This is a genomic window from Ureaplasma parvum serovar 3 str. ATCC 27815 (assembly GCF_000019345.1).
Classification (GTDB): Bacteria; Bacillota_I; Bacilli_A; order Mycoplasmatales; family Mycoplasmoidaceae; genus Ureaplasma; species Ureaplasma parvum.
Genome location: NC_010503.1, coordinates 441873 through 466366, shown reverse-complemented (window position 1 = coordinate 466366; position 24494 = coordinate 441873). Strand labels below are relative to the sequence as shown.

Below are 24494 nucleotides of genomic sequence, written 5' to 3'. Positions count from 1 at the left end.
ATGAAAATGTTTGTTTTCTAAAATTATTTGTTTTAAAACTTATGATATTAATTAAGTCAAAAGAAAGGAGTTTTTATGGATCAAGTATATAACATTGTCATGGCTTATATTCTTACATTAATCATATCTCCTTTATATTCGTATTTAATTGGTAGTTTAAATGCAAGCATCATTTTATCCTTAGTTTTTAAAAAACAAGATGTTCGTCTTTTTGCTTCTAAAAATGCAGGCATGACTAATATGATACGTGTTCACGGAAAAAAATTAGGTATATTAACGCTTTTTTTAGATATTATTAAACCAATCACCACAGTTAGTTTAACTTACATTATTTACAAATATGCTTTAGACGCTCCATTTGATTTAAGTAATGGTTTTAATCAAGCCATTTTAGTTTATTTTGGTGGTATTTTCACCATTATTGGTCATTGTTACCCAATCTTCTTTAAATTTCAAGGCGGGAAGGGAGTTGCATGTTATGGCGGTTTTTTAATTACAGTTGATCCAATAGTAGCGCTAATTGGAATCATTACACTATTGGTCATTTTACTAATTACTAAATATATGTCTTTATCTGCTATGATTACTGCAACTTTCACTTGTTTTTTAGTATTAGTTCCAGGAATTAATTACATACCATACTATAATCAAAATTTCACTACGTATTTTTTTGATTTAAATTATGTTATAAAAGGAATCTGATATGTTTGGTTTTTCTTATTAGTTAGTGCAAGTTTATTAATATATCGACACAAAACAAATATTTTAAGCATCGCTACAAAACAAGAAAGAAAAACAATTTTATTTCACACTAAGTCAAAAGATAATCTTAGTGATGTTAATAAATAATATTATTAATTAACAATGAATCTATTTTAAACATTGTTATTTTGCAATGGAGTTTTTTTATGGACAAAAAGAATATTTTTACAATTCTAGAGAAGTTAGTTAAAAAATACAAGTATTTGCACAAACCAATTCTAGATGACTATATTAGTACTTTTACAAGAACCTTTTTAGAATATATATTGACAATCGAAATGAAATATCATTTAAATTATGAACGTTTTGAACGTTATTTAAGTAGTAATTCTAAAAACTATCGTAATGGTTTTTCTAAAAAACAACTGTATATGAACGATTTAAAAGTTTCAATTAATATTCCACGTGATCGTAATGGAGCTTTTGAATCAAAAATTATTTCAAAATACCAAGTTGATATTTCACATTTTGAATATCGCTTATTATCGTTGGGAATCAATAATTTACAATTAAATGAATATGAAAAAATATTAGAAGATATTTATAATATTTATAATGACAAAATGGTTGATAAACTATGTAATGAAATTGCTTTAAAAATTTTTGATTATTTAGAGAATAAAAAACAAGAACTAAATAATATAGATGTTGATCAAATTTTTATCGATGGTTTTAATTTATCATCAAATAAATGATTAACAATCGTAATTACTAAAGATTTAGAAAAGCGTTTAACAATTTTAGGTTTTTGAGTTATTAATAATTTAGAAGACAAATGATGAAATGATATTATTATAAAAATTTCAAAATATCATCCACAAGTAATTAATTATAAAGTTATTTTTAAAGATAATGATGAACTGTTAATGTCTTTAAAAAATCATACTTCTAATAATTTTGAGCGTGCTCGTTTTGTTTTTATTAATAAATCTATCTTAAACCAAAAAAACTAGTATTGCATAATCAATTCCTCTTAAATCACGACATTTCTTTATCCAATTATTTTATATTATATATATATATATATAGAAAGTCAACTAAAAAATAAGTTTAATGTTTTTTGATAACATTAAACTTATTTTTATATTATTTTTTTTGAATTTATTTTTAATTATTAAAAATATTTTTAAATATGAACACTTGTAATTAAGTATGAAAAAGGACCAATAGTTTTTATATTTGATTATTTTTTACCATAGACACTATAAATAGCAGCGTTTAAATCTCCACCAAATTCAAAACGTGATGAATTATAGACGTTGTCCCCAGAAACATATGATTCTTTACGTTCATTTTTTGATTTGTCATATATTTTTGAACTAGCATAAACTTGTGGACCCTTGCTAAGATTGTCTTGAGAATAAAACAAAACAATTCCAGGAGTTTGTGATGTACTTAATTCAATTAGTTTTTCTTTTGATAAATATTTTTTTAAAAAATTTAAAATTTCACGAAATTTAACAGCTTGAGTGTCGTTACGAAAATAAACTTCTCTTCCACTTTTATCTTTATACTTTTTATTAACATCAAAAGAATAATCTGTTGGTGCATTGTTAGCTCAATTTTGATCTTCTTTAATAGTGCTTGATTTATTTTGTTTAATTAAATTTTCATAATCTTGTTTTTGTTTAAAAACATTAGTATCCATTAAATCAATAAAACTATAGAATTCTGGGACATGCTCATAAACACCTTTATCTGCATAATTTTTGACATTATTAATTGATTTTGCTAATGATCCATTAAACTTCAAATTATCATTATATTTTAAATCACTAATCGAATTAATATGGTTAGTTTGATTATCATAAACAAAATTTAAATTATCAAGGTTTGATTGTGTTCCAATATATAAAACATAATTTCCATTATTAATTTTATTAGTACCTAAAAGCATTTCTTTAATTCCAATATTAGCATCTGATAAATTAGTGTAATTTAAACTTTGATTAAGATCGCTTGATTTTATTAATTTTGCATAAATATTTGTTTTGGCTGATAATGACAAAAAAGTACTAGTTGCGACAATCGCACTAATCCCAATTAATGAAGAAATGGAAATCAAAATTGCTTTTTTCATTTAATATACCTCTTAAATTAATATTATAAATAAATTCACGCATCAAGAATTCACTATTAAAAAATTATATAATATTATAATAATTAAAGATGGTGATTTCTAAATATTATGGAAGTTAAAGTAAAAAAACGTGTCGTTGTTGGCTTGTCTGGTGGCGTAGATTCTTCTGTTAGTGCTTTATTATTAAAACAAGAAGGCTATGAAGTGATTGGTTTATTTATGAGTAATTGGGATACAATTGCAAATTTTGAAAATAACCATGAATTTAATAAAACGCATCAGGGTTGTGAGAGTGAATTAGATTACCAAGATGCTCAGGCTGTTGCTCAAAAGATCGGTATTCCATTATATCGTGTTGAATTTATTAAAGAATATTGAGATAACGTTTTTGAATATTTTTTAAGCGAATATCAAAAGAACCGTACACCTAATCCTGATATTTTATGTAATCAATTTATTAAATTTGATTCTTTTTTAAATTATGCTAAAAATGAATTACAAGCTGACTATATTGCAATGGGTCATTATGCAAGAGTTAAGCATGATAGGAATTCATCTTTTTTACTAAAAGCTATTGATACAAATAAGGATCAAACTTATTTTTTGTGTAATTTAAACCAAAATCAACTACAGAATGTGCTATTTCCTATTGGGCATTTAACTAAACTACAGGTGCGCGCTATTGCTAAAAAACACGGTTTGATTACAGCTAATAAGAAAGATTCAACAGGGATTTGTTTTATTGGTGAACGTAATTTTAAAACTTTTTTACAAAATTATATTCCTAACCAACCAGGGCAAATTATAAATATTGTCAATAATCAAATTATTGGTCATCACATAGGAACAATGTATTATACAATTGGACAACGAAAAGGATTGAATCTAGGTGGCATGAATGAGAGAATGTTTGTTTGTGATAAAGATATCGATAAAAAAATAATCTACGTTGCCCCTTCAAGTTTTGAAAAACAATATTTAATTTCAACTCAAGCATTAATTGAAAATATAAATTTTATTGAACCATATAATCCTCAAATTCCAATTATGGTACGCTTTCGTCACCGACAAGATTTAATAATAGTAAACGATTTTTTACCTATTAAAAATACCAAAAATGTACTAATAAATTATGAGTCAGCTAGAGCTATTACTCCTGGGCAATATGCTGTCTTTTACCAAAATGATCATTGCATTGGCGGTGGAATTGTTTCTAAAACTAATATTGGACATCAAAAAGTGGATTTTTTGGTATATAAATCATAGAATATTTTCTTTTTACTATTAGAATGAAATTGTTTGTCAAAACAAAACAATATTATTTTAAAAATGAGGATAATAAAAATATGTTTAAGAAAAATAAAAAATCTTTAGCAGTATTGCTAGTAGGTTTTTCAACTGTTTTAATTTCAAGTATTGCGGTTGCTGCTACAGCATGTGCAAGAAAAGACAATAACGTTAAAGAGGAAGGAAAAACAACACTTAATAAGTTAATTTCAAAAAAAGCTCCAAAACAAAATGCAACTAAATCTAGTGAAAAATATATCTTAAGTGATGTTAATAATAGTAGTACTTTTTTTAATTCACTAACAGACCCTTATAAATGTTTTGAAATGTTTGCAAAATCATTGGATGATGCAGGTTATGAAATTACATCACATGAACCTTTGAAAAATAGCGGTAAAACAAGTTTTTTAGAGTATGCTAAAGAACTTAATAATAAGATTCGTGAATATGTTAGAAAAGTTGCTAATTTACCAACTATTAAAAAATTAAGAGATAATAATACAACTGTTTTATGAGCAGAATCAACACAAAGTTTTAATAGTTCAGATGCATCTAAATTAGATTTATACTATTTCCAACAAGAAGATTTATTCCCTTTATTGTATTCTCAACCAGATGATTCAAATGTTCCTGGGTTTGGTTTACGTTTTCCTAAACCAAAAAACCATAATGCTGATAAATATTTTGATAACTGACATGGAATTGGTGCATCCCAAAATAATGCGTCAAAAAATGACTATGATTGAATGCTATCAATGCAAGAAGCTTTTTATGGAACTGCGGATTATGTTTTCTTTAATTATGACTCAAACAATCTTGAAGGCAATGAAGATGGAGAGATTTTAAAATCAAATTTTGAAAAATTCTTTAAGAAAACTGTTAATAATAACAAAATTATTCCAGTTGATTTTCAATTTGAATATTCTTCAATTTGAGGACCTATTGGAACAGTACGTTTAGTTCAATCACTTGCTAAAAGATTAGGGGTAAGTGATAGTGAATTAGCAAGTGTTAGTCTTGATTGAACTATGCCATCAAAACAAACATTAAAACACATTCGTCCAAAAAATTCTAATAATGATCATAATAAATTTGCAATCTGATTCTATAATTTATGAGATCATTGTGTGGCATTGGGAATTCAACCAGACTATGCTTCATTCGTTAAAGAAAAAGGAAAAACATATACTAAACTACCAGGATTTTTAGCTGATTTAGTAGATGAAACAAAAACCGAATTTAAAGATTTCACTGGTGATGCTCAAAAAGTTGCTGGTATGAATTTATATGCTCTAGGTGGTAATAATTCTCATATTAACCGTTCTTTTAAAACTCTTATTGGCAATGCAATACCAAAAGCTGTTCCTACTGAACGTGGCGATTCAAATAATTCTCGTTCACCAATTAATTTTGAATTCTATGATCGTACAACAAACACATTACAATCTGTTGAAGGAACAAAAGTTGTAAGTTGAACAGATCCAGCAAAAGAAAATAAACAAAAATAATTAAGTTTTTATGTTTAAGAATAAATCATTAAAATTTAAAAATAAATTAGATTGAAAAACACATTTTAGAAGACTTATAACATCTTTATTAATTATTTTAAGTATTTGTGTGCTAATTTGTTATTGTCTTTTTGATGGTAAAGAGTTAATGAATTTTAAAAATGTAGGTGAAGAAATAAATGAGGGAAGTGCCCCTTATATTCGTAAATTTATTGCTACTCCAATTGCAATCTTTTTATCTGCATTAACATTATCATTTAGTGGGTACAGTATGCAAGTAGTTTCACGAAACCCACTAGCTTCACCAACTACATTAGGATATTTACCTGCTGCAATTTTAGGTTTAGCAATTAGTAAACTTGCTATTAATCAAATTTTATATCTTCCTTTCATTATTGGTATTGTTTTTGCTTCATGTCTAATTGTAATTAATTTTTTCTTGGTAAAAGGAAATGCTTTAGAAGCAAGTTTTAAACCAATTTTAGTAGGATTTGCAATTGGAGGTATCATTACTGGTATTAATGTATTATTAGAAGACCTTGTAAAAGATATAAACATTAAAATTACAGGTTTCGTTGAACCTCCAATTAATTTTCAATGACAACAATTATGTATAGGTGGTCCATTAATTATTATTTCTAGTTTAGCAAATTTATTTATGGCGCCATATTATACAATCATTGCTAAAGATTATTTATTAGCAAAATCTTTAGGAATTAAAGTTAATTTGATTTTTTGGCTAACAGCTTTTTTTGCAGTTGTCGCAACTGTTTCAAGCATCATTTTAATTGGTGTTTTAACACTATTAGGAATGATAGCGCCTCATGTGGCACGAATATTAAATCCAAAAGGCAATAGTTTTAAACAATTATTATTATCATTTGTAATTTCATTATTACTATTAACATCTTCACGTTGATTAATTAATGTCTATAATCAATTTGATATTAATTTATTCTCAGCTATCGCTGCCTTACCAGTCTTTGCATATATTTTTGTTTCAAAACAATACCGTCGGAATGTGGAATAACTATGAAAATGAAATTTAATTTTTTTAAAGATAAACAAAATATATTAGGACAAAATCACATCTTAGAATTAAATAAAAAAAGTTTTATTCCATATCATTTTAAACCTTTGTTAATAACAATAACTTTATTGATTGCTTTATTAGTTGTCATTATTTTAATTTTTTCTGTTACCTTATCTAATAAGTTAGGCTTTAGTGAATTAGCTAAAGTAATATGACAAGAGGTTGTACAATTAATTATTACTGGAGTTGCTTTAGGTGTAAGTAGTTATGTCTTACAACGCATCACACGAAACCGTTTTGCAGATGTATCAATAATGGGTATTGGGACAATTAATTTAATTTTATTATGTGCTTTAAGTATCCCAGTTGATTTTACAAGTGCAAACGAATTAAGCATCTTACAAAAAAAAGAACCATGAATTTTTATGTTTATGAGTTGTTGTTTAATGGTTTTATATTTCTTTGTTTCACGTCAAAAAGAAAACTTTAATTACAAAAAACTAATTTTAATAGGAGTTATTTTAACATTCTTTTTAATTGCAATTGCACAAAGTATTCGTGGTTGATTAAATTATCACGCTAATGATTATGTTGTTGGCCATATTGTAGGGTCAGTACAAAAAGCACCATTAAATTCATTAATTATTGCAGCAAGCTTTGTTATTTTAGGCTTATTATGATTATTATTTAACTCATACAAACTAAACATTATTGCTACTAACCAACAAGTAGCAAAACAATTAGGAATAAAAATTAATTTTCAAATTTTTATTGCTCTAATCTTTGTTGGTATAATGGTAGGTGCAAGTTATTCAATATCAGGCGATTTTGTTTATGTTGGTCTATTAGCGGGTAATGCAGCAATGCGTCGTCGTAATAATAGTTTCACATACGGAATATTAAATTCAGGGATATATGGAATGTTGTCAACATTAATTACTTATTGAATTGGTATTTCATTGATCGGAATGAGTGTTTATCACGTTGGTGCTATATTACCATTATTAATTGGTCCATATTTCATTTATAAAGTTTTAAGATCATAACATACAAAAGAATATCAAATTATAAAAACCCTTAGATTATTTATGAATCCAAGGGTTTTTATAATGCAACTGTATCTTAATTATTTGTTTTATTATGAAGGACGACGTTTTATAGTATTAAAATGATTGATTTGTTGGGTTAATTTATTTTTAGTTGAAATTGAATTTTCTAAACTATGATTAATAACATTTTCAAAATTGTTTAAAAATTCATCATAAATGTTAATAAATTGCTTTAAATGAAATATCAATAACGCAATTGATGAGTTTTTAATATATGAATAAGTAAGATTTTGATCAAAATTAAAATGCGATTCTATTAATAATAATTTATCAAAAAAATCTTTTTGTAAAAGATCAAGTTTGTTATGAGCTAAGAAAATGACTATGTTCTTTGCCATATTAACTAAATAGATTGCTTCATCAATAACACAGGCTTCAATTAAATTATTACATTTTGTTTCATAAACGCTTAAATCAGTGTTGTCATCATTACCCAGTTTATTACTAATTTCAATGTATAAGCTAGTTAATTTTTTAGCATTCTTTTTAGCAATATTAGGATCTTCAGCAATTTCTTTTAGAAAAAAAATAAAATCAGTTGTGTCATTAAAAGACAAATTAATTTCACGTTTTGTTTCATCAACTTGTAAAAAACGTAAAATCGATTTTTTACTATCAAACTTCTTAAATTTCATAATCGAACTCCTAGTATTAAACTAATTTAATTAATTATAAACAATATAAATACGTTTAAACTTATAATTTTATTATAAGACATTAATAAAAGGTTTTTTATGGCAATTGTTTCTGTTAAATTAACATCTAATCAAGTTGATAAATTCTTAATTCTATGAAGACCATATTTAGTACATAACAACCATAATTATGCTAAATATACTTTTAAGATCGATGGTACTTTAATCATTATTTACAATACTAACACATGTACTATTAATACTCATGATATAAATTCTTTTTTAAACACATTTTTAAAAAGAGAAGATTTAACACTATTTAATGTTATAAAACAACAAGTAAACACTAAAAAAAATAATCAAAATGTTATGAGCCAATCAGAAATTTATGAAAGTGCCCAAGTAATTATTGGGTCTGATGAGGTTGGAGTTGGCGATTTATTTGGAGGTATAGTTGTTTGCGCAGTGAGTTTAAAAAAAAGTGATTTTAAAAAAATAAATCATTTAAAAATCATAGATTCTAAAAAACTCAATGATCAGCAAATGCAAGAAATATATCAACAAATTAAAAATCAGATTTCATATACAATTGTTTCTTATAATCCTAAAGAATACAATGAATTAATTAAAGAATACAATAATGCACATATTCTTAAAACTATTTTACATTATAAAGCATTACAAAGTGAAATTCACAAACACGCTAAATATTCAATTTTTAGTGTTGTTGATGCTTTTAGTTCATTAAAAAACTGAAATCAATATTTACAAAAAGTCAATTTTCAACCTTATGAACCAAACTTATTAATCCCTAAAGCCGAATCAATTTATACAAGTGTAGCTTTGGCGTCAATAATTGCACGTGTTATGTTTTTAAAAATGATTGCAATTATTGAAGAACAATTTAACGTTAAAATCCCGTTAGGAAGTTCAAATCCTTTAGTTAATGACGTCGCTAGTAATATTTTTCAAAAATTTGGCTTAAAAATTTTAAAACAAGTCGCTAAAGAACACTTTAGTAACTTTCAACAAATTATTAAAAATAAATAAAATCTTCTTTTTTAACTAATTCTTTTAATGTAAGAAAGGAATTAACAATATGCAAAAAATATCTGATAATTTTAAAAAAGTTTATTATGGTGGTTTTTCAACTTCTAACTCTTTTAATTATATGTGAAATAACGCTTTAATTTCATCAATGTTAGGTCAAACAGTTGTTGGATTCTTAGGAATGATTTCACAATTAGTTTATGCTTTTAACCCTCAACCAAAATTTAATCCTCAACAAATGATCGATAACTCTGTTGCTCGCACTTATGCAAGAATCGCACAAAAACCAATGAATTCAACGATTAGTTTAGGAACTCCATTTTTTTAATATGCAAAGAATAATTAATAAAAACATGATTTATGGAGGATTTATGCCACTTGTTTCTGGAGCATTAGGTTTTTGAAATAAAATGTTATTTGGGACAATTATTGCTAATACAGCTATTTCTATGATTGGAGGCATAACAAATATTGTAATGGCTAGTTCATCACAACAAAACCACGATTCACAAGATATAGATTCGATTAAAATAGAAACAATTAATGTAGATATGAGTACAATAGTTGGTCCTAAAATTCCCTATATGAATATTTATTATTTAAATTCTTAAGTTATAATTTAAACTAGTAGAGAAGATAATTTAAATCAATAGGTGTGTGCATGGTAAATGATAATAAAATTAATGAGTATAAAAATAAAAAATTTGTTGCTAACAAAGTTGGTTACGATCCTGAAAGTGTAGATGTTTTTTTAGACGAATTAATTAATGAATTAGAAATATTTATAAATGAACATAAAAATGCAATATTAAAAATAGAAGAACTTAATGAATATAAAAGAAAATTCGAAAAAGAACGTGAATACACAACATCACTAAATAATTTTATTGATCTTTTAGAAAAAGTTGTTGATAAAAAAAGCACTTTTGATGTTTGAGAGAAACGTCCGGTAAGGAAATAAAAAAATGAAATTAGTTCATGGAATTGATATTATTGAATGAAATCGTGAAGAATTAAATAATCCTTTATTTGCAAAACGGATTTTAATTGATAATGAATTAGAATACTATTTTCAACTTAATTCATCAAGGGAAAAAAAACGCTATCTTGCAAGCGTTTTTGCCTGTAAAGAAGCAGTTATGAAAGCTTTAAAATTAAAATATGGATATGGAGATATTTTAATTCTGAAAACAGAGAATCAACGCCAAGTTTATCTTAATAAAATTTTAATAAAAGAGTTAGAACTTTCAATTTCATACACAGAAACTTATATAGTTGCTTCTGTAGTAGGTTTAATTAATAATATGAACTAAATAAACTAAGTTTTAGTAAGTAATTATAATTATTTATAATCTCGTTTTAAATAAATTAAAGCCAAGCTTATAATTAAAATCGTACTAAATAAAATTCAAATTAATCAATAATAATTTTTATTAACAATTTGATCAGCACGTTTAATAGAATAAACTTCTTTTGCTGTTTGAAAAACATAATTATTACTTTTTTGTAGTTGGTAACGATATAAAGTTTTGTTATTAACTACTTTTTTCATTAATTCATAACTTCCAATCCCTCCAATATCATATGCATAATTATTTACATTGATTCTTATTGATGATGGACGATAAAAATTAATAACTTTATCGTTTTTTAATAATTTTTCTAAAAGATTTCAACGTTCCTCATTAAAATATAAATAATACATTAAAGCTACAATGAAATAAATTTTCTTTTCAACAAGATTTTTAACATAATAATTATTTATCTTTTTAGCAAATAGAATACTATTTTCATCAACGATTGTTGAAAAATTTATTGATGATTGTTCATTAATTACATCATTATAAGCAGCAATAATTTGTGGTTTATCAATATCTTCATCAAAATTATCATAAAATTTTTTGGCAAAGTTATTGAAAACTTTTGATTCTAATGTATTTCTAATAACCGCTCATTTTAATTCACCAACAAAATCATTAGTTGATGAAAATAAATTATCATCCTCAATGAAATTAACGTCAAAACGATCTACATTTTCTCTCGCATAAATTAAATTACGATTCTCAAGTGTTGGGAATTGACTCGTATTTTTTAAAGCTCCAGGAACAAAATATTCTTTTTGATTTTCATTAATATTAAATTGTGGTAAATGAGGGTGTTTGTTAAGTTTATAATCATATAATTTTGATTCTAAACCATGATAATTAAAATATTTATCTAAATAATTTTCGTGTTGGCTATTAACACTAAAAGGATCAATATCATTCTTATAAAAACTATTATTTAATTGATAAGGAACAGATAATCAAGATAAGACATGAAAAAATGTCGATGCATTTTTTGCGTGATCAAACGCTGCTTTCAAAAAATAATTCTGACGTTTACTAAATTGTGGATTATTTAAATTTTTAGTGATTAAATAAACTTCATCATTATGATTATTTAAATAAAATTTTTCTACATCTAAAATTGTATTACTATCATATTTATCATAATTAATATTCATGTATTTGGCTACTTGATTAATTTTAGATGTTGAATACAAATTAGCAACACCACCAGCAATTAAAAAGGGGAGAAAACAACTAATTGGAATAATCATAGCAACTTTATTTGATCAACGACTAACAATTAAAGCAGCAATACTAGCAAAAATTAATCCACAGAAATAATAATTAAAAAAAGCATATAAATAAAAAAAATTAATACCGTTATTATTCTTTATATTTACTACGTAAAAAATAATATTTAAAATATAAGTTATTAAACTTCAAAAAACAATATTTAATATTAAAAAACCTATTTTAGTAAAAATAATGTTTTTACGTGAAATACTTTTTGAAAAGACTAAAATTTCAATTCCTTCATCCTTTAAATCTTTGAATAAATTAATAGCTTTAATAGTGCTAAAGACTATTGTTAAAAGTGAATTAATACTAGTAAAAAGATAAAATAAAATCAAATACGTTTTTATATTATTAGCAATATTTAAACCATTTATAATTATAAAAATTAAATTAACAAATAAGCTAATTCCTACTAAAAAATATGTGCTTTTTTTAAAAAGTACCAAACGTGATAAAAAGGTTGTATATAATCAACTTGATTGAAAATAATTTTTTAACATTGCTAATGTCTATCTTTCTAAAAATTTAATAATAATTATAAGAATAATACTAATTAATAAAAATAATCTTTTTTACTTTATATTACTAAAAAAAGGTTTTAATTAAATATTTGGAATAAAAAACCACCATTTTATTGTTGGTGATTTTTATTATTATTTAATTAAAACTTGATCTAGTTCACGATCATAATTTATTTTATAATTTATGTTTTTTGTAATACGATTTTCAATTATTAATTTAGCAATTTCATTTTCTAAATGTTTTGTAATTCATCGTTTTAAAGGTCTTGCACCATAATTTGAACTATAAGCATCTTCAACCATGATTTGAGCAATATTATCATCAAATTTAATTAAATAATCTTGCTTAGCTAATAAATTTTCTAATTCTTTAAGTAAATTTTCACTAATCTTAAAAATGATTTCTTTTGATAACTTATTAAAGAAAATAATTTCAGAAATTCGGTTTAAAATTTCTGGTTTAAAAGTTTTTTGTAAATCAAGTAATGCCTTTGTTTTATTATTTTCTAATAAAGCTTCTGCTCCAATATTAGATGTCATAATAATAATTGTATTTTTAAAATTAATTTCATTATTTTTAGCATCCTTAATGCTACCTTCATCCAATATTTGTAATAAAATATTTAAAATATCAGGGTGTGCTTTTTCAATTTCATCAAATAACAAAATACTATATGGTTTGCGTTTAACAGATTCAGTTAAAACTCCAGCATTTTCATAACCAATATAACCAGGTGGAGCACCAACTAATTTTGATACACTATGTTTTTCCATATATTCACTCATATCAAATCTAATTAAGGCTTTTTCTGAATTGAACAATTCTTTTGCTAAAGTTTTTGCTAATTCTGTTTTACCAACGCCCGTAGGTCCTAAAAATAAGAAAGAACCAATAGGTTGGTTAGGATTATTAATACCTGCACGACCACGGATTACCGCATCACTTATTAATTTAACTGCTTCATCTTGACCAATAACATGACTAGCAATTCGTTTGTTTAGCGATAATAATTTTGTTTTTTCATCAGCTAATAAATGACTTAATGGAATTCCTGTAGCACGCGCAATAACATCAGCAATTTCATTCTCTGTTAATGAATCAATAATCATTTTTTGATTATTATTCTCATTAATTTTATTTTCTAATTCTTCTCGTTGTTTTTCAAATAATGGTAAATCTGAATAAAGTAATCTTGATGCTTTTTCATACTTACCCTCAGATTGATAAAATTCAATATCATGTTGAATTCTTTCAATTTTTTGCCGTAAATTTTTTAAATCGTCAATTTGCTTTTTTTCTTTTAAATACAAATCATTTAAATTGTTAAATTCATCTTGTTTTAATTTAATTTTTTCTAAAATTTCATTTAAACGTTTAATTGATTTTTCATCTTTTTCTGGTTCTAAAGCGGCTTTTTCAGTTTGTAAATGTTGTAAATCACGTTTAATTTCATCTAAATATATTGGTTGTGAATTAATTTGCGTTTTAATCTTTGCAGCTGCTTCATCAATTAAATCAATAGCTTTATCTGGCAAATTACGATCATTTATGTAACGTTCAGATAAATTAACAGCAGCAATTAATGCATTATCATGGATTTTAATCCCATGAAAGGCTTCTCACCGTGGCTTTAAACCTCGCATTATTGTTAAAGTTTCTTGAATTGTTGGTTTGTTAACTAAAACTTTTGTAAAACGACGTTCTAATGCCTGATCTTTTTCAATATATAAACGATACTCATCAAGCGTTGTGGCGCCAATTAATTTGATTTCTCCTCTTGCCATCATTGGTTTTAAAATATTAGCAACATCCATATTTGAACCTTGATTTCTACCCATACCAACAATTTGATGTATTTCATCAATAAACAAAATGATATTACCATCTGCTTTTTTGACTTCTTTTAAAATACTATTAATTCGTTCCTCAAACTGGCCTTGATAACTAGCGCCTGCAATTAAAGATGATAATGATAATTCAATAATTGTTTTATCTAATAAGTTTGAAGGAACATCTTTATGAACAATTCGGTATGCAAGCCCCTCAACAATTGCTGTTTTACCAACACCAGGTTCACCAATTAAGACAGGATTATTCTTAGTTTTACGACTTAGAATTTCAATGGTTCTTCTAATTTCTTCATCTCGACCGATAATGGGGTCAATTTTATTATCTAAAATTTCCTTATTTAAATTACGTCCAAATTCCTCTAATGGATTGTTTGAGTTTTTTTGTTTAAATTCCATAAATAATCACCTACTTTACTATTATAATTTTAGCACTTTAAAATAATGAGTGCTAAAAAATAAATGTATTGTCATAAAAAAACAGGTTTAAACAAACCTGTTATATTTATACTCTTTTAAACAATAAAAACAAACGAATTACATATAATAAAATACGATTGAATGAAGCAAATAGTAAATAACTATTTCAAGTTGTAAAATCACGCATTATTTTTTTATTATCTAAATTATGATGTTCGGCCATTACTTTAATAATGTAAATCGTCGAAGCAAAACCAATACTTAAAGCGAGCAATCAAATAATACTTAATACAATGTCAGCAATAATAACACCTTTGTTAAAACCAGTATGGTTATATCTCGTTGTAAAAAATACAATCAATAAAATAATTGAACCAATTGTAGCAATAGTAAATAAAACGATATTAGCAATGCCTAATTTAAAAGCAATTTTATGATTCATAATAAAACCTAGTATTCCCATTGCGACAATGATTGATAAACTAATTCCAATGGCTATTAACGTCAAATCTAATCCTACAATCGCCGCTACATAACTAATCATAAAACACATTGTAATACCATCCAATAGATACAATATGATTGATCATGCAAATTTAGGAGCTAAAAAATTATTTCTTTGTCTAAAGTAAATGATTAAATGAACAATAAAATAGACAATTGATAAAGTAGCAACAATGATTGTAATTATTTGAAAAATCAAACGAGAGCTAATAATTAAACTAGATGCATCTGAAAAATAAAATAAATATTTTCGCATTAAAAAACCAAAAATAAGAACTAATATACACATAATTGCACATGAAAATGATGCTTTAATCAAACTAGTATTAATAGCTTTTTTTATTTGGTTATCAACAATTGCATCACCTTTTAAAAATTCAAATGACTTTAAATTCAAATTAAACCTCCAGAAAAGATAATAAATATTTCATAAATTTTAACAATTTAATAATATATATTAATCAATTAATTTAATAATATTATTTTTAACTTGATTATAGTTTAAACAAATTTCATAATCATTAATAACGATTGTTTTATAACCACGATCCATTAAGAAGTTAAATTGATCATAAATTTCTAAAAGATTATATGATTTTCATTCATTAAACTCTTCTATAAAAATAAGTAAATCGATTTTTTGTTTTTCTTCATTATATAAAGCAAAAGTGATTTTAAAATTACCAATTTTTAGTTTATATAAAATTTGTTGATTTGTTTTTTTATAATCTTTTAAAATTTTCAATATGGTTTTTTCTAAACTTGTTAAAAATTCTTCATCAAAATGACTACAATCATTAAATTTATTTTGATTAGTCAAATGAACAATTTCATCACAATAACCAATAAAATTTTTAAAAGTCCTAATATTATCATTATTAATATTAACCATCATATCCACAGCTTTAATTGATTTAACAACAATCATTTTATCTGCTGCTCTTGTAATCGCTACATTTAACCGATTAGCACCACCTTTTTTCATTAATGGGCCATAATTATTGCGTAAAATTCCTTCTTTATTTTTGGCATAAGTAACCGATAAAATTACTAAATCAGCTTCATTACCTTGAACGTTTTCTAAATTAGTAACAATAATTTCATCATTCTCAAAACGTTGATAAACAACATCATTAAAACTAAAAGTTTGTAGTATTAAATTTTCAATTAATTCACTTTGTTTGATATTAAAAGTTATAACAATAATTTTTTGATAATTGGCTGCTCGTTCTTTTAAAACCTCCATAATTTTTTGTGCTTCAATAACATTTTCATTTTCAAATACACCTTCAACATCTATAATTTCCATTCCTGGATCAAATAACCCATTTTTAGATGCAAAATGTAAATCGCCATTATAAATATTATCGTTACTAAAACTAATTAAATCTTCTCGATTAGAACGATAGTGGTTTTTTAATAAATATTCTGACCATAGAGCAGTTTTAGCACGATCTAATAAACTTTCTGCAACATCTACATCTGCTAATTCAAACTCATCGTTTTCATTTTCTTGACGATTAATAAAAAAATTAGTAGGGCATAATTGTTTATCATCGCCTGCAACAATATTAATATTACAACGATAGATTGAAGGATAAGAACGTTCTAAAAACATCTGAGAAGCCTCATCAAAAATTCCATAATCAAAACTCTTACTTATTAATGGTAACATCTCACTAACAAGTTCTGGTTTACTAATTCAAATAGGGAAAAGAAAACGTAAAATTTCATAATATTTTAAAATAAATTTCACAATATTAGGTTTTTTTGCTAAACGACAAATTTGCGCAATTTCTTTAATTTTTGTTTGGATTTGTTTAGGAGCAGTAACTAATTTAATTTGCAAATAATCTAAATAGTTATTGTAAATAATTTCATCAGCATTTTTAGAAAATTGAATATTTGCATCTCTTAATTTTTTACACAAATTAAAAAAATCAGTATTTTTAATGAATTGATAATTAACTAAAACTTCGTTTTGATATTTAATTAAATTTTTAATAATATCATATTGCTCACTATTTAATTTTAAATCTTTAAGGCCATAAATTAGTTCATATGATAAATTCTTATCAAAAGCATTCTCATATAAATCTTTAACGTATGCTTTATTTAATAAATGTTTGTTATTTAAATAAACAAGATTTTCAACATTGAAAATCTCTATTGGTTGTTTGATTAAATCTTCTAAAAAATCAAAGCTAAATTTTGATAAAAAAGGATTATTAATATATATTTTAAGTAGATCAAGTTGTTTTCATAATTTTTTTTCATCACCTTTAATTTTTTTAAATAAACCTTTTTTAGCAAATGGATTATTTATTAATAAATATTGCTCAAAAGCATAAGTTCATTCATTATTTTTTAAAGTATTTAAATGACTAAAAAACAATGAATGACTTTTTATATTATCTTCAATAAATTTTTTAAAATCATCTTTTAAAAGATGATTAAAGTTTGTATAAAACTCATTAGCTTCAACATATGTATTACTTAACAAGTTAACATCATCATATATAAGACTTGTTAAAGTCATATTATTTTTAACTAAAAAGCTTTCTAACAACTTAATACGTGGTAGAAAAGTTTGTGATTGATATAAAGATTTTGTAATTAAATTAAAATCAATTTGTAATTTATTTAATTGTTCGCTTTCTTCTTTAAATTTTAAAAAATTATTTTTAGAAAATTCATAATTATATTTTTTAAAAAAATCATAACTAGCTTTAACGTGTGTAATAATTTCATCAAAATTATAAGAATAATTCTCAATTAAATTATTAATTTCATTGATCAATAATGGATCGTTAATAAATCTAATTTCTACTTCATTAAAGCGTGATAATCAATACAAATAATTAGCAAAATTATTATCATTATTATCTTTTTCATTATGTAAATTTTTAATTAAAGATGTAATATTAATAATTTCTTTTTTTAATTCATGAATCTTTTTATAATAAATGTTTGAAATAATATTATTTTTATATTTAAAATCATTGAATTGGTTTAAATCTTGATTCTCAATAAAACGCAATCCTCCTATTTTTTCAATTAAATTAAAAATGTTATTATAAAATTGATCATCATTATTTGTATCATAAATAAAAAGTGTGAAAAAATTAATTTTAGCTAATCTTTCATGTAATACATCTAAAGCAGCTTTTTTCTCCGAAATAATTAAAATCGATTTTAAATCATTAATTACGTTTGCAATAATACTTGCAATCACCTCTGATTTTCCCGTTCCAGGCGGTCCATATATTAAAGTATTTTTAACTAATCCTGAATGAATAGCATACTTTTGAAAAATATTTAAAGGACGATTAATTTGGATTAAAGGAAGCTTATTTTCTTCTGCTAAAAAATGATAGTTTTTATAATAAATTTGTTGATTAACATTATTTATTTCTTCGTCAAAAGGATCAATATTATTACTAATAATCACTTCTAAGTCATTTTTAATCGCTCCTCCATGGGGCTCAAAAATTCCTAAAACATATGCATCATATAAAAAAAAGTTATTAAATTGCTCATTAATTTCATTTTGTTTTAAGTTTAGAAATTCATTATTATTAATAATCGATTCTAAATGATCTTTTAGTATTATTTTTTTAATTAGAGTTTGAATTTCTAAATAACTAAAGTTTTTAATTTCATTTAAAGAAACGATATTATTTTTATAATCATTTTTTAAAAAAGATAGTATTTTTTCGTTAACAATAAAATTAGTATTTTTTCGTTTTAAAAAAATTTCACCATTATATTTTTTAATCTCAACATCAACAAAAATTAAGGGCGCGTTAATATTTGAAGCTTTAGGTGTTGTACCAATCAAAAAATTTTTAGCTATATATAAAGGTCAAACACCTGTTTGCGCATAAATATTGCGTGCTTCACGACTTAAATATTCAAATTTTTTTGGTTGACTTTCAATCGCTTTAATCATATCAGCAATTCGTTCATTTTTATAAAATACAAAGTCTTGGCTCCATTCATTAATTTTACGTGTCGATAAAAGATCTTTTAGTTTTAAATTGAAATCCTGTAAATAATCAATCAATTCATCCATTGAATTTATATTTTTAACATCATTTTCAAACGTATTGATGTTAATAAAATTTCTAATTTTAAGAATGTTAATTTTACCTTCAATAAAATCTTGAAGTTCATATTTATTAAAAGTGTGACTAATATCTAAATGGTATTTTGTTAAGCGTGTTCTTATACAACTATCACGCGTATCAGTTGATAGTAAATTTAAGACTTTTTGCTTAATTGCCTTGTTATTTACTCCTTGATCTTGCATAATTTTAATCTTCAACTCCTAATAAATTATTAATATGTTCTAAAACAACGCCTTTGAATTTTGCTTTTTTAATTGCTTGTAAAATTTTGATGTGTAAATTACCATTTAAAACATGAAATTTATCGTTTGTAAACGCCGTTAAAAAAGCCGCAACATCTAAAAATCCCACTACTTTTTTAATACTTTTTAATTTTAATGATTTAGCAAATGCACCTACGTTATCATTGAAACTATTAGTAATTACCATATCGTTATGAGAAATACTATTACGAAAATGTTTTATGATATGTAAAATATCAATAAATTCTAATGGTGTAATATGATTTAATTGAAAATACTCTAAAACACTAATTTGAACATTATTATCAACTGCACGATAAAAGCCAATAGTGGTATTTAATGTTCATGATAATGCTAAATTAATTAAAGGAATTTCTTGTGCGTTAGTATTAAATTGACTTAACAAATTAGAAGAATTAGCATATGTGTAAATATTTTCTGATAATATTTCATAATGTTTTGGTGATTCAAATTTTATAAAAGGATCTGTTCGCATATCTATAACATATTTTGAATTTAAATTATTGATCTTTAAAAAATTTTGAACAACAATAGCATTTAATTGTTGTTCAAATAGCATAATACAATCACCCATTAAATTAGCAATTTTACGATCTAATAAAACAAAATTAATTAAATCCTTACTTTTTAAGCCTTTTACATATTGATTATCTTTTTTTAAAAAAAATGAATAACCATCTATAACTCTTATGACTCCATAATTAAACAAGAAACTAATGAATTTTTCTTTATTTTTAATAGTCAATCCTTTATTCTTTAAATTTTTAATCAAACCAATACTGTGTTTACTTAACGCCATATAAACAAAATCACATCCTATCTTTCATATATTATAAAAACAAAAAACTCATAAAAATGAGTTTTTTTAATAATTGTATACTTTTTATATTTCTATTAAAAATTTTTTATGTTTATTGTTTGATCATGCATCTTTGTTAGGATATTTTCATTGCTAAAGCTATCAAAATTTTTCATGTTATGTACATTGTAAAAATCTTGCTTAGCTAGGGCTTGACTATTACTATATTCATAACAATTTGAATAAATAAAAAATTTATTTTGAAAAACTTCAATTTTAACTTCTTTAAAATATGAACTAAAAAAATAATAAAATATCTTATTTAAATTATTGAAAGGAGTGTTAATAAAAAGAAAGGCTAAATTCTTTGGATTAAAATCTAGTAATGGATGATCAAATTGAGATAAAATACTTTTTTCAAAATGTTCTTTAAAAATTTTTAAAAAAGTATTTTCAATATCCGCACCACAAATAAAACTATAAGTAAACAACTCTTTAGGATCAATATTAATTTCAATAACTTTTTTATTATTATAATTAATATCATTAAAGTAGCTCTCAATCTTTTTAGGATTAATATTTAATGATTGTGCTGTTTGAGTAATGATATCAGCCAGGCAAAAGTGGTTTTTTGTCTCACTAATAACATTACTAATTAAATTATATTCATTATAAGTTCTAAAATTTATTTTAAAATTTTCTAATTCTAATAATAATGAAGTTTTATTATCTTCATTATCAAATTTTAAACCGTTTAAATGAGCTTGTGAAACTATAAATTGCTTAATTTTTAAATTAAATGATTGGCACAAATCAATTATTAATTGATAATCATATTTCAAAATATAATATGAAATCAACTTATAACTATTTTCTTTAGAATAGTGGCTTATTCCAAAATCAACTGCTATATAACTTTTTTGATCTGAACTTAATAATTCACTGTGTTCATTATTAAAATTTGATCTTAATTTCATAAATTCATTATAGTTATAAAAAGTAGTATGTGTAGTTTGAAAGCTACTAAAACCATAACTAACAATAATTTCATCAATAAAATTAATGTGCAATTCTTTTTTAAAACAGTTAATCAATGTATTAAGTTGGATTTTTAAATCTGTTTGCAAAAAATTTGATGATTCATAATTATTTTGATTATTGTTTGGAATAGATTTTATAAAAATTAAATCATTAACTTTAGTTACATCATTATAAATAAATACCAACAATGTAAAATAATAATTATCTAAACGAAGCAAACACATTGGTTTGTTCATAAATAAAATCCTCCATTTTTAATAATTTCTAATTAATCCCCTTAAAATAGATGATCGTGAACGATTGTTATCATTTAGTTCCTGGGTGCTTGGCATAATTTTTTGATTCAATAAACTATATTTATTTACATAATTATTTATTGGGACTTCTTTAGGTAATTTAATTTTTGCATAATTATTAAAGACCTTTTTAACAATTTTATCTTCAAGACTATGAAAGCTAATAATTGCCACAACACCTAAGGGATTTAACATTGAAATAGCATCATTAAATGCTTTTTCTAAAATGTTTAATTCATCATTAACTTCTATTCTAATTGCTTGAAAAAATAAACGTGCAGGATGTTTTTTTTCAAATAAATTTTTTTTAGGAGAATATTTTTTAATGATTTCAACTAATTCCAATGTTGTATTAATCTCTTTAATACTGCGTTCTTTAACAATTGCATCAGCAATAATTTTTGGATATTTTATTTCTCCATATCGTTTAAAAATACTTACTAATTTTGCAAAAGAATAATTATTAACAATATAGTGAGCATTTAAGTTTTGCGATTGATCCATTCGCATATCTAATCAAGCATTCTTATGATAACTAAAACCTCTTTTTGGATCATCAAGTTGTGGACTTGATAAACCTAAATCAAAGATAAAGCCATCAACATAAAAAATTTTATGTGCACTTAATGCTGATTTTAAATTTTTAAAGTTTGTTTTAATAACAATTACATTTGTATTATTTTTAAATAAATTATTTGCAAAATTAATTGCTTCTTGATCTTGATCTAAACAAATTAATTTACCTTTTTTTGAGAGTTTTTTTAAGATGAGTTGTGAATGTCCGCCACGACCAAATGTACAATCAACATAAATGCCATCTGGTTTAATATTTAATAATTCGATTGTTTCGTTTAATAAAACGGTAATGTGTTGATTAAATTCCATTAATTAATAATTTTTCAGCTAAATCACTTAGCGTACTTTCTTGATTTAAGCTAAAATCATCATAAACTTCTTTAGCCCAAATTTCATATCGATCATTTGTTCCAATAATATAAATATCTTTTTTAATTTTAGCTTTATCAATAAGGTTTTGAGGTATTAAAATTCTTGACGCACTATCGATTTCTATTTTATAAGTTTGGCTTAATATTAATCTTGTAAGATTTCGCGCTTCTTTTGAACCAATTAATAAATTATTAATATTGTTAACGAATTGATTAAATTCACTCTCTAATCTCATATCTATATTTCCATCAAAACCAAGTGATAAATAAACAAAAATGGCTTCACCTAATGTTGCTTTAACTTTTGATGGAACTAACATACGATTCTTTGAATCAATTGAATGATTATAAGTACCAATAAACATTTTTATACATTTTTCCCCACTTTTTTACACTTGGCAACTATATTATATATCACGAATTTGAAAAATAGTATACTCTTATACTTTTTTTAATATTTTTTTATAATAAATTCAAAGAGAAGTTGTTATTCAAATAGTCGTATAAAAAATCGTAACAATTTTTACGTAAGCTTTAATTAGAATACTCGCATCAATTTCACTAATAAAATAAATAGATTTTACTAATGTATTAGTAAATAAATCTAAAATTAATTCAAAATGAGGAATAAACATTAATCAAAAAAGTATTTGATATACAAAAAGAATTGGTAAATTCATTACATAACCAAAAACAATACTTAAAAAATTGATTTTTTGGTTTAAATTGATTGAAATGACAAAAGTGATTGATAAAATATACAAATTTATGTAAATATTTTTTAATACCGAATTGTTCTTTATAAAAATATTAATAAGGTAAATGCAAAATAAAGCTAAATATGCAAAAATAAAACTCAAAATCGATAAATTATAAATACTTAAACAACCAATTAACATTCCGCTAATTGCCAATTTATCCATTTTAGAAATTTTTTGAAAAAATTTAATTGATAAAATATGCATAATAAAAACTCGAATAAAACCAATTGAAAATTCAAGTAAATATCCATAAAAAAGTAAAAATAATATTCCTATTAAAAAACTTGTTTTGGGTCATCGTTTAGAAAAAATCTTATTAATGATTAGAATAAATAAATTCAAGTGCAATCCTGAAACAATAAATAAATGAGCGATATTAAGATCATATAAAATTTGCTTAAAATCACTGTTAATCTTTTCATTAAAAATCATTAATTTAATTAACATTAAAGTATTTTCATTTGAGTACTTTTTACTAAGATATATTAAAATTTGTGTTCGTAACGAGTAATTATATTTTTTTTCGATATTTATAACTAAAAAATGTATATTAAAATCTTTGTGAATTAATAAACACAAAATAATACATAAAGCGCTGAATATAATGATTAAAATGATAATTTTATAATTAAATTTAATTGAATATAATCAATAAAATTGACAAATATTAACTATTAAAATTCAAAAATTATTATAATAGAAACAGCAAGCAATACTAGTTGCTAAAATTAAAAAACTAATATAATAATTTTTAGTTTTAAATAAATTATTAATCACAAAACCACCCTTTATTTAAATGTTTGCCAAATAAAGAAATAATTTATATTCAAAATATGAAAGCTTAATCAAACATTATTAAATTGTTTTTTATTA

At 23.7% G+C, this 24494-nt stretch carries 22 protein-coding genes; 11 read left to right on the top strand and 11 right to left on the bottom strand.

The window, feature by feature from the left end:
* Window positions 1–75: 75 nt before the first annotated feature.
* Window positions 76–849, top strand: a complete 774-nt coding sequence (gene plsY, locus UPA3_RS02120; protein ID WP_006688736.1) for a glycerol-3-phosphate 1-O-acyltransferase PlsY — start codon at window positions 76–78, stop codon at window positions 847–849.
* Between the two features lie 59 nt (window positions 850–908).
* Window positions 909–1715 (top strand): transposase, encoded by an 807-nt coding sequence (locus tag UPA3_RS02115; protein WP_006688478.1) that lies wholly within the window; start codon window positions 909–911, stop codon window positions 1713–1715.
* A 230-nt stretch (window positions 1716–1945) separates the two neighbouring features.
* Here the strand turns inward: UPA3_RS02115 and UPA3_RS02110 are convergent, their stop codons facing one another.
* The gene (locus UPA3_RS02110) at window positions 1946–2842 is read right to left on the bottom strand and encodes a DUF6856 family protein (RefSeq protein WP_006688476.1); all 897 of its coding nucleotides are present in this window, start codon (window positions 2840–2842) and stop codon (window positions 1946–1948) included.
* A 108-nt stretch (window positions 2843–2950) separates the two neighbouring features.
* On the opposite strand from UPA3_RS02110, the gene mnmA reads away from it, so the two are divergent.
* The 4 genes from mnmA (at window position 2951) to UPA3_RS02090 (ending at window position 7716) form a co-directional block, all read left to right on the top strand.
* Window positions 2951–4108: a tRNA 2-thiouridine(34) synthase MnmA gene (gene mnmA, locus UPA3_RS02105; RefSeq protein ID WP_006688685.1), complete on the top strand. Its 1158-nt coding sequence runs from the start codon at window positions 2951–2953 to the stop codon at window positions 4106–4108.
* A gap of 80 nt (window positions 4109–4188) precedes the next feature.
* Complete coding sequence (locus UPA3_RS02100; RefSeq protein ID WP_006689048.1) at window positions 4189–5637, top strand: hypothetical protein; 1449 nt, start codon at window positions 4189–4191, stop codon at window positions 5635–5637.
* A gap of 10 nt (window positions 5638–5647) precedes the next feature.
* Entirely contained in the window at window positions 5648–6667 is a 1020-nt protein-coding gene (locus tag UPA3_RS02095; protein ID WP_010891761.1) for an iron ABC transporter permease, read from the top strand.
* Window positions 6668–6669: 2 nt separating this feature from the next.
* A complete protein-coding gene (locus tag UPA3_RS02090; protein ID WP_010891760.1) occupies window positions 6670–7716 on the top strand; it encodes an iron ABC transporter permease in 1047 nt (348 codons plus the stop codon).
* 92 nt (window positions 7717–7808) lie between these two features.
* Here the strand turns inward: UPA3_RS02090 and UPA3_RS02085 are convergent, their stop codons facing one another.
* On the bottom strand, window positions 7809–8414 hold the full coding sequence (locus tag UPA3_RS02085) for a hypothetical protein (RefSeq protein WP_006688702.1): 606 nt from the start codon (window positions 8412–8414) through the stop codon (window positions 7809–7811).
* Window positions 8415–8513: 99 nt separating this feature from the next.
* Between UPA3_RS02085 and UPA3_RS02080 the strand changes: the two genes are divergently transcribed.
* Genes UPA3_RS02080 through UPA3_RS02060 form a run of 5 tightly spaced genes read left to right on the top strand, consistent with a single transcriptional unit; the run spans window position 8514 to window position 10777 of the window.
* On the top strand, window positions 8514–9464 hold the full coding sequence (locus tag UPA3_RS02080; RefSeq protein ID WP_006689032.1) for a ribonuclease HIII: 951 nt from the start codon (window positions 8514–8516) through the stop codon (window positions 9462–9464).
* A gap of 49 nt (window positions 9465–9513) precedes the next feature.
* On the top strand, window positions 9514–9792 hold the full coding sequence (locus UPA3_RS02075; protein WP_006688482.1) for a hypothetical protein: 279 nt from the start codon (window positions 9514–9516) through the stop codon (window positions 9790–9792).
* 1 nt (window position 9793) lies between these two features.
* Window positions 9794–10075: a hypothetical protein gene (locus UPA3_RS02070; protein WP_006689080.1), complete on the top strand. Its 282-nt coding sequence runs from the start codon at window positions 9794–9796 to the stop codon at window positions 10073–10075.
* Between the two features lie 50 nt (window positions 10076–10125).
* A complete protein-coding gene (locus tag UPA3_RS02065; protein WP_006688558.1) occupies window positions 10126–10425 on the top strand; it encodes a DivIVA domain-containing protein in 300 nt (99 codons plus the stop codon).
* Window positions 10426–10429: 4 nt separating this feature from the next.
* Window positions 10430–10777, top strand: coding sequence for a holo-ACP synthase (locus tag UPA3_RS02060; protein WP_006688628.1), 348 nt, complete (start codon window positions 10430–10432; stop codon window positions 10775–10777).
* 29 nt (window positions 10778–10806) lie between these two features.
* On the opposite strand, the gene UPA3_RS02055 is transcribed toward UPA3_RS02060, so the two are convergent.
* From UPA3_RS02055 to UPA3_RS02015, 9 genes are all read right to left on the bottom strand, one after another.
* Entirely contained in the window at window positions 10807–12591 is a 1785-nt protein-coding gene (locus UPA3_RS02055) for an ABC transporter permease (protein WP_006688987.1), read from the bottom strand.
* Window positions 12592–12744: 153 nt separating this feature from the next.
* Window positions 12745–14859: an ATP-dependent Clp protease ATP-binding subunit gene (locus UPA3_RS02050; protein WP_006689023.1), complete on the bottom strand. Its 2115-nt coding sequence runs from the start codon at window positions 14857–14859 to the stop codon at window positions 12745–12747.
* 106 nt (window positions 14860–14965) lie between these two features.
* Entirely contained in the window at window positions 14966–15781 is an 816-nt protein-coding gene (locus tag UPA3_RS02045) for a hypothetical protein (RefSeq protein ID WP_006689065.1), read from the bottom strand.
* Window positions 15782–15841: 60 nt separating this feature from the next.
* Window positions 15842–19696, bottom strand: a complete 3855-nt coding sequence (locus tag UPA3_RS02040) for a DUF4011 domain-containing protein (RefSeq protein ID WP_006688704.1) — start codon at window positions 19694–19696, stop codon at window positions 15842–15844.
* A 4-nt stretch (window positions 19697–19700) separates the two neighbouring features.
* Window positions 19701–20576 (bottom strand): Abi family protein, encoded by an 876-nt coding sequence (locus UPA3_RS02035; RefSeq protein WP_010891759.1) that lies wholly within the window; start codon window positions 20574–20576, stop codon window positions 19701–19703.
* Window positions 20577–20671: 95 nt separating this feature from the next.
* On the bottom strand, window positions 20672–21853 hold the full coding sequence (locus UPA3_RS02030) for a hypothetical protein (protein ID WP_006688645.1): 1182 nt from the start codon (window positions 21851–21853) through the stop codon (window positions 20672–20674).
* A gap of 18 nt (window positions 21854–21871) precedes the next feature.
* Window positions 21872–22798, bottom strand: a complete 927-nt coding sequence (rsmH, locus tag UPA3_RS02025) for a 16S rRNA (cytosine(1402)-N(4))-methyltransferase RsmH (RefSeq protein WP_010891758.1) — start codon at window positions 22796–22798, stop codon at window positions 21872–21874.
* The gene (gene mraZ / locus UPA3_RS02020) at window positions 22788–23225 is read right to left on the bottom strand and encodes a division/cell wall cluster transcriptional repressor MraZ (protein ID WP_010891757.1); all 438 of its coding nucleotides are present in this window, start codon (window positions 23223–23225) and stop codon (window positions 22788–22790) included. Before mraZ ends, rsmH begins: the two co-directional genes overlap by 11 nt.
* 75 nt (window positions 23226–23300) lie before the next feature.
* A complete protein-coding gene (locus UPA3_RS02015; RefSeq protein ID WP_006688634.1) occupies window positions 23301–24398 on the bottom strand; it encodes a ComEC/Rec2 family competence protein in 1098 nt (365 codons plus the stop codon).
* Window positions 24399–24494: the final 96 nt, after the last annotated feature.